The organism is Providencia sp. 2.29 (assembly GCF_015832305.1).
Taxonomy (GTDB): domain Bacteria; phylum Pseudomonadota; class Gammaproteobacteria; order Enterobacterales; family Enterobacteriaceae; genus Providencia; species Providencia stuartii.
Genome location: NZ_CP065420.1, coordinates 474,174 through 485,879, shown reverse-complemented (window position 1 = coordinate 485,879; position 11,706 = coordinate 474,174). Strand labels below are relative to the sequence as shown.

The following is an 11,706-nucleotide window of genomic DNA, read 5'->3' as shown; positions in this document are numbered from 1 at the left end:
GTTATGCTTATTGACCAATTAGATTTTGCTCAGATGTACCAACAACATATGCAACAAGCCCAGCGTTCACGCAAAGAGCCTGAGCATTGGGATAAAAAAGCGCAAAAAATGGCACAAACCTGTGCAAACCCACAAGATCCCTACTTAATTCGTTTTCGTGAACTCATGGATTTTACTGGTGCAAAAACCTTATTGGATGTCGGATGTGGGCCGGGCTCTGTCTGTTTGGCACTGGCAAAGCATTTCACCACCGTCATTGGTATTGATTACAGCCAAGGTATGCTTGATGCTGCCCAAGAGCGTGCGAAAGCAATGGATATCAATAATGTTCAATTTGAACAATTAGCATGGGAAGATAACTGGGCGCAATTGCCTAAAGTCGATATCGCCGTCGCTTCACGGTCCACTTTAGTCGATGACCTTAAAACAGCCTTATTGAAGCTCAATCGCCAAGCAAACTTACGTGTTTACACCACGCATACTGTAAACCCAACCTTTATTGATGAAAATATCATCCAATTTATTGGTCGGGAAGTCGTTCGCTTACCGACTTACATCTATGCGGTGAATATTTTGCATCAAATGGGAATAAATGCGCGAGTCGATTTTATTAACAGCCCAGATAAAGGCGGATTTGAACAAGTTGAAGATTTTGTCGAAAGCGTCAATTGGTCACTCAAAAATCTCTCTGATGAAGAGATTGCAAAATTACACCAATATTACGACCTGCAACTCGCGTCAGGAAAGCGCATTCCCTATCCTGCACGCAACTGGGCCATGGTGTCATGGGATGTTGTTGATGAAATGAGTCTAACATTATGATTTATTTACCCGATAGTTTTATCGACCAGCTACTTCTTGATGATATTCAATATGGCGATTTAACAACACGCTCTTTAGGCCTGCATACTCAAGCAGGTACAATGACATTGGTTTCGAAACAGGGTGGGTGTATCAGTGGTATTGATGTTGCCTCACGCATGCTAAATAAACTCGGTATTGATTTTCAAGCTAATTATCGTGATGGCGACGTGGTTCCAGAAAATAGCTGCTTAATAAAAGCCTCTGGAACAGTAGAAGCCCTTCATCAAGCATGGAAAGCCGTACAAAACGTCCTTGAATGGTGCTGCGGTGTTAGTCACTACACCCACCAAATGGTCAGTCTCTTAAAGCGTTATCAACCTGATGCCCAACTTGCCTGTACAAGAAAAACGGTGCCGGGAACAAAGTTACTTGCATTGACCGCTATTATTGCTGGCGGCGCTATTATTCACCGAGCAGGGAGTGCGGAAAGCATTCTATTGTTCACCAACCATCGTCGTTGTCTTGCCGACCCCGATGATTGGCACTCGCATATTCATACACTTAGGGAAGCCGCCCCTGAAAAACAGATTATTGTTGAGGCAGATAATAGACAACAAGCGACACTCGCCATTGAGGCTGGCGCCGATATTGTTCAATTAGATAAATTCAGCCCAGCACAAATCCGCCAATTGCATCAACAAATACAAACACAAAATCGTTTATGTCGGCTATCTGCGGCTGGAGGGATCAACTTACAAACAATAGAGGCGTATGCGCAAACAGGCATTACATTGTTTGTCACATCGGCTCCTTATTACGCTCCCCCCAGAGATATCAAAGTAAACATTTTCACAGGATAGATCTAATTTAAACGCACCCTATGTTGCAAAGGGTTCGTTTTCTCAATAAACGACGCACATCGTTATATAAAAAACAACATATCGATTTAGGCAAATTGGAATTTTATGATGAAAATAAAACAGATCACTTATTTAGTTGGGATGGCACTATTTACTACACACAGCTTTGCAGCCACCTCTGAAAAATTAGCTAATCGTGATGTGATGAGTGTTTGGAGTACACCACTCGCAGCCGATGAAAACATCATGACTCAAGCGCAAATGAAGCAGCTGAATAAAACAAATGTTGCTCAAGCGCTTAGTACAATGCCTGGTGTAGTGATCCAAAAATCAGGTAATCGTAATGAAACTCAAGTGAATGTCCGTGGTTTTGATAGTCGCCAAGTACCTGTGTTTTTTGATGGTATCCCAACTTATGTTCCTTATGATGGAACATTAGATCTTGGGCGTTTTATGACCAGCGAACTCGCTAGTGTTGAGTTGTCGACAGGCTATACGTCATTGTTACAAGGCCCCAACTTGATGGGTGGCGCCATAAACTTAACGACCGCCACACCTAAAAAACCTTTAGAGGCCAATATCAATCTAAATCAAGGCTTTGCTCGCGGCGCTGATAATGCGCGCAATATCAGCGCTCGTTTAGGCGGTCGTAACGATCTTGGCTTTATTCAGCTCAGTGGTAGTCAATACAAACAGCGTTTTATGGGGTTGCCTGATTCGGCTGATAATAACCCATTAGCCGGTAGTCACGGTCGTCGAACTAATTCAGCCACAGACGATAAGCGTTTAATGTTAAAGATGGGCTGGACGCCACGCGACGCTGATGAGTATGTGGTCACTTATTTAAAACAAGATGGCGATAAAAATAGCGCCCCCAGTGCTGATAATAAAAAACAGCAAATTTGGCAGTGGCCAGAGTATAACAAAGAGAGTATTTACTTTAATGGTACGACCCAAGTTACCAATGATATTGCGCTGCAAAGTCGGCTCTATCACGACAAATTCAAAAATACGCTCCATCAATACAAATCAGTTCAGGATTATCGAGCAGGCAAATACAATTACAGCCACTATGACGATTACAGTAATGGTGTCGATATGCGTATCGATTTTACCCTTCGTGAAATAGACATGCTGTCGTTCGCTGCCCACTGGAAAGAAGATATCCACCGCGCACGTAGTAATAAAATCGTTCCTTATGATCGTTATAAAGATCAAACTTGGTCAATCGCCACTGAATACCAATGGGTTGCAACCGATCAGCTTGATATCATTGGTGGGCTTGGCTACGACTGGCGCAATAGTGATGATGGGAAGCGTTATTTATACAATAAACAAAATGTCGTTACTGGGATTGAAAGCTATGAAGATAACCGCCAACGTGCCTTCAATTGGGAACTTATGGCCCGTTATCATCGAGCAAACAATGATACGGTACAATTTTCAGTGTCAGATAGAAGCCGTTTCCCAACCCAAAAAGAGCGCTACACTAAAAATAAGATGAAAAACAATGATAGTTTTATCATCAACCCGCATCTTGATGCAGAGCGTGCTTTAACATTTGATCTCACTTATAAAGGCTACATCACCGCCGATTGGTCCTACAATGCTAGCGCTTATTATAATCATGTCTCTGATGCCATCATGGCACACTACATACATTATGACCCCGCCGCGGGCAGCGACGTTTATCAAAACCGTAATAGCGGTAAGGTTAATTATGCTGGGATTGATTTAGGCAGTCATGGCCAAATTACTGACTGGATGGCTGCGGGTTTAAGTTATAGTTATATTCATGCTGACCCAAAACACGATAGCGTAAAACATGTTGCAGAATTACCAACACATAAAGCGTTCGTTTGGATTAAGTTTATGCCTAATGAACCATTTAGCATTACAGTCACAGAAGAAGCAAGAAGTTGGGCATTTAATTATATTGATAGTAATGAGAAAGTTAGGGGTTTTGCAAAAACGGACATTCGCTTTAATTATGATCTAGGTCATGGAATTTCTATAAATTCGTCAGTGAATAATTTATTTGATAAGTCATATCAATATACCTCTGGATATATTGAAGAGGGTCGTAATTACTGGTTGGGATTTGAATATAACTATTAACCATCAATTAATTTAGGTAAGAGGTTCATCTCTTACCTAATAATTAAATAGATAATAAGACTTATATTAAATCACTATTTTCAAATAAAATTTAATAATATAGGTGCTTGTACTTAGGATTCGTCTTAATAATATTTAATCTCTTAAGCCCATTATCATAGCCAAACCTATATTTTAGTGATATATGGTTTTTTACACATATTTAATGCTATATACAGATATATAATGCTAACCTTACATAATTATACATTACACAACTCTGTTTTATCAGCTATATCTATATATTTAAGTCTAAACTCATCAAAGTCTCATAGCGCAATACTTGAAGTTAATTGATTCCGTATTTAGAATATAGGAATTATAAATATTCATAAAAATATACTTTTACTAATACTTTTAGATTTTAGAAAATTATTCAGTTTTTATCATGATTTCGCCGTCTTAGGGTTAGAAATTAGAGAGAGCAACCGTGTTCATGAAAAATAGCAAAGACTATCTCATAAATAATAAATTTATTTTTGAGACAGGTAAGAACTTCATTTTTATAAAGAATGAAGTTGATAAGTTCGTTGAGTTATCAAAGCCTGCATCACGACTATTGAATGAAATCATCATACTTAACCAAAAATCCAAAATTGCTACAAGAGAAGAGCTACTGATAAAAGTTTGGGAAGAGTATGGCTTAGTAGGTTCAAACAATAACTTAAATACTTATATTAGTGAAATAAGAAAGAAATTTGAGTTGATCGGTATCGACCCAAAATCTATTGTTACCGTTCCTAAAAAAGGATTTCGTTTTGATTGTGACGCCTTAGAAACCATCACTGATGAAAACGATACGCCATATTTGCCAGAAGAAGAGATAGTCGTACTAAATAGCAGTGATGTTACTTTAGGTTTAGATGACTATGAACATTCCGTTACGCATTCTTCACAATATAGTGAAAAAAATGCTGAGGAAGCAACAACTCAATTTGTTGATCAGAAATCAATTATAGAAGAGCATCTTCATCAACCACGACAAGATAATTCGATATCAGAATTATCATCAACCGTACAAGAAGAGCCACAACTGCTCAAAATACAGAATAAGGGTAAGTTTAAAAATAACCCTATTTTGTTCGCTTTGATTGCAATGTCATTATTTTTGTTCATTTTTGTTTTCTATTACACCACTAATTCTAATGCAAGCATGGAAGTAAATAGCTACATGACAGTCAGTGAGCGAGACAAATGTTTGATACAAATACCTATTAATCTCATTGAAAGCTCAACAAAAGATAGCATCGATTTTGTGAATAAAAAACTTGATAAATATAATGTAAATTGTCAAGAGCCTAAGCGTGTTATCTTACTTTCAGAGCCGAATAGTATTCAGTCTGTTGATAAAAATATATCCCTTAGTATTTGTAAGGAAAAAAAGGCTCAATATGACTGTGTATCAATCAATGATCAGAGAATTTAAATGAAAAAATATATTTTATTGTTTTTATTTGTTTTTATTTCAGCTGTGGCAACAACAACATTTATCTATAATAAAGATAATGATGTGAATATTTGTAACTCTGATATTTTATGGATAAAAGATAACGGTACCGATGATGGGATTATGCTGAAGTCAAAAACCAGTGTACTCGTCGCAGATGATAATACCGGAAGAATGAATATGTATGGTTATATCAAGGAGAATAATATTTTTTATCGCCTTGATAGAGCGCTCTATTTTAGCTACCACGCGATTGATAAAAATAACCATTATTCGATACGGTTTAAATCGTTATCGATCACAAGTTCAGATAACGTTCCTCAAAAGCTGTTTGCAAACTTTATTCAGCTTGAAGAAGAAAAAATACACTATTATATTAATTTAACTAAAATGGATGATAATATTTACATTATCAAAGATGAAGCCTACTCATCATTTACTTGCCATGCTGATAAATAGAAAAAGCCTACTTAGAAAAAGTAGGCTCAGCCGTGAAAATTTCAGAAAAACACTCAAAAGGGCTAATAACTAAGGCCCAAATATGGCTACTTGTGGAATGCCATCCTGACCGATCGTTCCACGAAACATTCCCTTCGTATTGAATTGCATAACAAAATTACCTTTGCTATCTATCGCAATAATACCACCCGTACCACCCATATTTTTCACAGAGTTTAAAGTATTCATCACCGCTTCTGCTAACGGTGTATTACTGTATTTTATTTGTGCCACAACATCATAAGCGGCCACTCCACGAATAAAAACTTCACCTAACCCCGTGGTAGAAATTGCAACTGTATTATTATCAGCATATGTTCCTGCCCCAATAATAGGCGAATCCCCAATACGACCGTAATGCTTATTGGTGCTGCCACCTGTAGAGGTTGCCGCAGCAACATTTCCACGGCTATCTACAGCTACTGCACCTACCGTGCCATATTTATAATCATAAAGCAGAGGAGCTTCAAATAAGGCAGCATTTAGCCCTTTTTCTTGATCAATTTTATGGCTAATTTCTTTGACTTTTTTTAACTGTTCAAGTCTAGATTCAATAATAAAATAAGAAGGATCAACGAGTTCCAACCCCTCAGCTTTTGCAAATTGTTCTGCACCGGTACCACCCATCATAACATAAGGGCTTTTGGTCATAACTTTATAAGCCGCTATAATTGGATTTTTAATGTTAGAAACCCCAACGACGGCCCCCGCGGTATGGTCACGTCCATCCATAATGGAAGCATCCAGTTCTACTTTATTATCCGTAGTTAAAGATGCGCCTTTACCCGCGTTATATAATGGAGAATCCTCCATGATGATCACAGCGGCCTGTACAGCCTCAATACTGTCTCCACCTTTTGATAAAATTTCATACCCTGCTTGCAAAGCTTCTTTCAACTTTAATTCATGTTCTTTCTGTAATTGAGGTATAAGTGATTTTTCTGTTATATCACCAGCTCCTCCATGAATTAATAACCTAAAATTATTATTTTGTTGAGACATTGCAAAAGAAAATGGGAATAATAAAATAAAAAAACTCAGAAAAAGCGCTAGTATTTTATGTATATAGAATATTTTTTTCATTCGAAAACCGTGTAAACTAATTACCAAATATTACTCTTTCTGAGTTTTAGACCGGAAATAACTAAGATGAGTCGTTTATAACGTTGTTGTACGCTGTTCTAAAGGCATAGAAAACTCGTCCAGCACTCTCCAAGTTACTTTCGCGCCACTAGGAACAGATTTATTTTTCAGTTTAAACCTTTGCTCTCCTTTAGGAATCAATGGTTTAAATGTTTCATTTCTATCAATCTCAATAGAATTCACTGAAATATCTTCGAAAGTCATATATATAGGTGAATTATTTGTAACAATAAGTTCATTATTCTCCACCCTAAATTGTAATTTATCCAACTCTTCTTTAATTCTATAATATTCGAGCTGTTTTGGTCGGTAATATACTTTAAAATTCATCACGCGTACTACCGATAACTCAGAATTATGCTCGACATTATCACCCTCCTTTGGTACTTCAGAGGTTGGTATTGCTCTAAATTTAGCGATATATACAGACTCTCTGTCTTTGGGCATTTTTGACACATCACCAGCAAAGATAACTCGCCAATAATAGCGAGTTTTACCCTCTAATTTGTGTAATGGTGGCGTAATAATGAAAGGGATTTCTTCAGTATTACTATTCAATAAAGTAATGCCCGTATTCGTATCTAATGCTTCCATAGAGCCTTGGATCAGATAAGGGAGACTCTCTTTATTCCGTAAAGAAATAGAGATACTTTTATTACCTTCAACATAAGTACTCCGTATTAACTGAAAGCTAATACTATCCGGAATGTTACTATATGCAGATGTCATCGACAAAAAGAATAGAGCACCTAAAATAAATATTATCTTGCCTAGCTGTCTCATATTACTCTCTTAAACTATTAATGCTTAATATTGATCAAACCTTAGTATACACTAGCAATTCAACTCTTCCTTTGTACTTACCAGGTTTTACATCACGATTCTTACACATTAACCAACGTATGTTTAAGTTATCATTTTCAGCTTGCGCATTTTTGTTTAGTGGAATATCTGAATTATCAAACTTAATTAAATTTGATTGATTCGTTGCGTCGCAACTCAGCGCAGGGATATTACCACCATCAAAATATGGTGCCCCTATAACCCAAGGTTTTACTGTACTCTTCTCACCTGAATCAATTTGTTCTAATTCCAGCTTCGTTAATTTGTCACCTTTGGCTTCACCCATTCTCGGGATTGCAGACATATATAACGGATTCCCTTGCCCGCTACAGTTAAATGTTAACCGCGATTCTAATGGGATTGAATCAGCACGACCAAAAGTTTCGTGGAATACAGTACCACTTGCTGCACTTATACGACAAACTCGGGCTATTTTAACATTGGTAATAAAGCGAACCTTTATCTCCCCATCAGCTCTAAAACCTTTATGTCCTCCTAAGCTTACAAGTCTAAAGGCACTATTATCCATTATAAAGTCACCAGGAACCGCTTTTCCATTTAAATAGACTTCTAAAGGCTTAGCAATAGAAAACTGAACATGTTTGGTTCCACCATAGCCTATAGTTATTTTACCTGGTGGAATATAACATAAATTTAAACCTTTGGTATCTTTTCGGTCAACTGTGATAAGGTTTGCTATCGGTTCACCAAGAACACCCGAATATGATGTCTTTAACCCTTGAGTGCCGTTAGGTAAGTTTAAATTGATATCAACTTTAAAGCTAGGAACAACCCACGCGAATAAACCAGAAGCGTCTGTGTGTTTCATTTTAAAAGCAAATTTTTTACCCTGACCTAATACCGTATGTTCTGATGCATTAAAGGTCTCTGCTCTGCAACGACCTGAATAGTCAGAGATACCGACTATTGCGAACTCATCATCCCATTCTCTATTGTTAAGTGTTGAAGTGGTGTTCGGGAAATATTCAGGACGTTGGGTATAAATACCATACTCTGGAGGCCCCATCGTAATCGATGTCACCCCCATCATCCTTGCATCAAGTAGATGAGGTGTCCCCACAGGAACGTCATCATCTAGGTCAATCATACCATAGAGCTGTACAATCATTTGACCTGCCTGCATTGGACCTTCAGCATGCGCATTAGAAAAAAGCATCCCTATCGACATAGCTGATAAAGAAATCGCTTTCAAACATTTAGAAATACTTTTACTCATAACTGAACCTACCTTAACAAATATACAGTCAATCATTTATAATGCGCTAATTCATCTCATGTTCATTTTGAACGCTATCAATAAAATAAATGATTTACTTTTTAGTGTATTAATAACAAGCTAGCGGCATTCTGCAGCAAGAGTACGAACAGGCTGCGTACTTGTTGTGATAACTTTATCTAGGCCGGTGAATTTCAATACACAATGTTGTTCTTGACCACTTCCCCAGCTAATATTTAATGTACCTGAATTAGGTAATCCACTCATAAATAGCTTATTATTATCACCTACAATACCTGTATTTTCTTCTACCACGTTACTTTCTACTAATGTAGCGATGGCTCCAAAAGGTACTGCACTTCCATTTGCCATACGTATATTAAAGAGCACCTGATAACCCACTTTTGTATCGAATTTAGCCTTAACAAAAGCCCCTGCCGATGGATAAATAGTCTTGGTTGTCTCCTTCAGCATGACATCATCAGGTAAAGTATTCACATCTAGGGTCACAATATTAGAGCTATAAGGTGTTGCATATGGATATAACGCATAACCTTGCCCGTTAACAACGGTATTTTGGTTATTCGTTTTTGTTCCTTTTGCTTCTGGAGCCTCAATAATAATACCACTATCACCAATTGTACGGCTAAACAGCACTCCGCCTTCGTGTAATAACATTCCACCGGACAAGCTACCATTCACAGACTGGTTATTTTTTGAGTAATTATAACCCGCAGATATGCCAAAATTAGGCGCAGAGTAACTAGAGCTTAGCGTACCGCTTCCACCAACTCCTTTATTTCCATATGCTTGAGAAATTCCATAAGAGAAACTACCATCTCTGGAAGTACCACTGATCCCTACCTGTTGGTTAATATAACCATCATTATCTTGACTGTAAGAATATGTACTATACATATTCTCTATTAATTCATTATTAGAGAATATACTAAATGGAATATCTACGTTGATAGATATTTGTCTGTTCTCAGGCCAACTTTCTTTATCTTTAATACGGTCAATGCTGTAGTTTACTGAGTAGTTAACTTTTTTAAATGAACCATTATATCCTATGGATAATTGTTTCACTTTCCTATCTATTTCCCAATAGTCATAAATACTACCGGAGATATAAACACTTCCGTACTCCCCTAACGACTGTCTTAGTGCCGTCGTGAAGCTACTACGTTGACGTTGATTTAACCACGGTGCCACATTATCTTTTAGCTTATGGTCATAGTTATTAAAATCAGCAAAACTAAAATACGAACGAGTTGAATAACGTAAAGCTGTCAAGTCAACAGATGTCCCTGTCGATGCCATACTTTTTGAATATCTTATTCTGAATGACTGCCCTGAACGATCACCAAGATTACCATCCATATTTGCTGTCGCATGGGTGATATCTGCAGATAACGCCCCAAATGTTCCCAAAGATATTCCAAGACCTGCCGCAGCAGAAAAATAGTCTTTAGCCATCAATAGCCCACCGTATAGTGTGCTATTTGTAGGTAATCCGTAAATAAATGACCCTAAAAAGAAATCAGATTCTCTAGAGGTTTTGGTATATCCACCATCATAACGACCTACAACGGCCTCATATTTATAACCATCAGGACGAAGCATCACAGGTAAAGATGAGAAGGCAACTGTTGATGTTTTCTCAGTACCATTCTCCTCTTTAATGGTGACATCTAAGTCACCCGCGTTTCCTGTAGCGTAAATATCTTTGATGACAAACGGACCAGGGGAAACATAAGTTTGATAAACAATATAACCATTCTGGCGGATAGTGACCATTGCATTTGACTGCGCGATACCTCTAACTTCAGGTGCAAAACCTCTCATACTACTAGGTAACATTTGCTCATCAGATGCAATTTTCATCCCTTTCAATGGAACGGCATCAAAAACATCACTTCCTGAGCTGATTTCCCCGACAGAAAAAGTGGATTTGATAGAATGTAGTGCACGCATAACATAAGTGTTAGAGAAATTCGTTTGGTCTTTTTCTCCCTTAGACTTACTATATGCTAAATTTGATCTTAACCTCCAAGGTCCTGCATTTAACCCTGCACGGATGTTCGCAAACATATTTTCATTTTTAATTATTTCATTTGCGTCATTTCTGCTTTTGTTACCACTGACAAAATAATTAAAAAATAATGCAGGAACACCATCATCTAATAAGCTAGGATCGATATAACCTTGTACCTTGTTATCCATAGCTATTTGAGGAATAGTTAACGTTAATCTTAGGTTTTGGATGTTAGGTGTCACCGTAGCATCTGGAATATATTTAGAAAGGTCTAAAATAGAGGTATCCGGATTAACGCCATTGAAACTCGGTAAAGTTTTAGTAGCCACGCCCCAGTCCTCCAAAAGTTTTGGAGTAAACTCAGGAACAACCTCACCTTGAGGGTTTAATTTAAAATTAACTTTTTTACTACCCAGAATATTACGGTTTACTTCAACAGTGATCAAATACTCACCAGGAGGCACACTATTCGTTGCAGTAAATTTAGATAAGTCAATCTGAGATGCGTCAACCCCCAACTGACTTTCTAACATTGTTGGATCAAAATAATCGTCACCATAGGAATATAGAGACAAAAAAATTAGTGACGATAACATACTTATTTTGAATAATTTCATTTCCATTTCACTGACCTTTATTTGCCTTTATATTCCCAAAGTTAATCGTTAATAATTTAGAA

9 protein-coding genes are annotated in these 11,706 nt (G+C 37.4%); 5 read left to right on the top strand and 4 right to left on the bottom strand.

Annotated features, from left to right (window positions below; translation table 11 throughout):
* The first annotated feature begins 3 nt into the window (after positions 1-3).
* From I3B46_RS02075 to I3B46_RS02055, 5 genes are all read left to right on the top strand, one after another.
* Entirely contained in the window at positions 4-822 is an 819-nt protein-coding gene (locus I3B46_RS02075; protein ID WP_014656920.1) for a class I SAM-dependent methyltransferase, read from the top strand.
* Positions 819-1,664, top strand: a complete 846-nt coding sequence (gene modD, locus I3B46_RS02070; RefSeq protein WP_072502573.1) for a ModD protein — start codon at positions 819-821, stop codon at positions 1,662-1,664. Before I3B46_RS02075 ends, modD begins: the two co-directional genes overlap by 4 nt.
* A 108-nt stretch (positions 1,665-1,772) precedes the next feature.
* Entirely contained in the window at positions 1,773-3,782 is a 2,010-nt protein-coding gene (locus I3B46_RS02065) for a TonB-dependent receptor plug domain-containing protein (protein ID WP_104873034.1), read from the top strand.
* A gap of 475 nt (positions 3,783-4,257) precedes the next feature.
* Positions 4,258-5,247, top strand: coding sequence for a winged helix-turn-helix domain-containing protein (locus I3B46_RS02060; RefSeq protein WP_040132718.1), 990 nt, complete (start codon positions 4,258-4,260; stop codon positions 5,245-5,247).
* Complete coding sequence (locus I3B46_RS02055; RefSeq protein WP_004925940.1) at positions 5,248-5,727, top strand: FidL-like protein; 480 nt, start codon at positions 5,248-5,250, stop codon at positions 5,725-5,727.
* 69 nt (positions 5,728-5,796) lie between these two features.
* On the opposite strand, the gene I3B46_RS02050 is transcribed toward I3B46_RS02055, so the two are convergent.
* The 4 genes from I3B46_RS02050 to I3B46_RS02035 all read right to left on the bottom strand — a co-directional run bounded on the left by I3B46_RS02050 (position 5,797) and on the right by I3B46_RS02035 (position 11,650).
* Positions 5,797-6,849 carry an isoaspartyl peptidase/L-asparaginase family protein gene (locus I3B46_RS02050; protein WP_104873035.1) on the bottom strand — a complete coding sequence of 351 codons (1,053 nt, stop codon included), beginning with the start codon at positions 6,847-6,849 and terminating at the stop codon, positions 5,797-5,799.
* Positions 6,850-6,924: 75 nt separating this feature from the next.
* Positions 6,925-7,692, bottom strand: a complete 768-nt coding sequence (locus tag I3B46_RS02045) for a fimbrial biogenesis chaperone (protein WP_004926106.1) — start codon at positions 7,690-7,692, stop codon at positions 6,925-6,927.
* Positions 7,693-7,726: 34 nt separating this feature from the next.
* Positions 7,727-8,989, bottom strand: coding sequence for a hypothetical protein (locus I3B46_RS02040; protein WP_231405887.1), 1,263 nt, complete (start codon positions 8,987-8,989; stop codon positions 7,727-7,729).
* A 120-nt stretch (positions 8,990-9,109) separates the two neighbouring features.
* Positions 9,110-11,650, bottom strand: a complete 2,541-nt coding sequence (locus I3B46_RS02035; RefSeq protein WP_014656926.1) for a fimbria/pilus outer membrane usher protein — start codon at positions 11,648-11,650, stop codon at positions 9,110-9,112.
* Between the last annotated feature and the right edge of the window lie 56 nt (positions 11,651-11,706).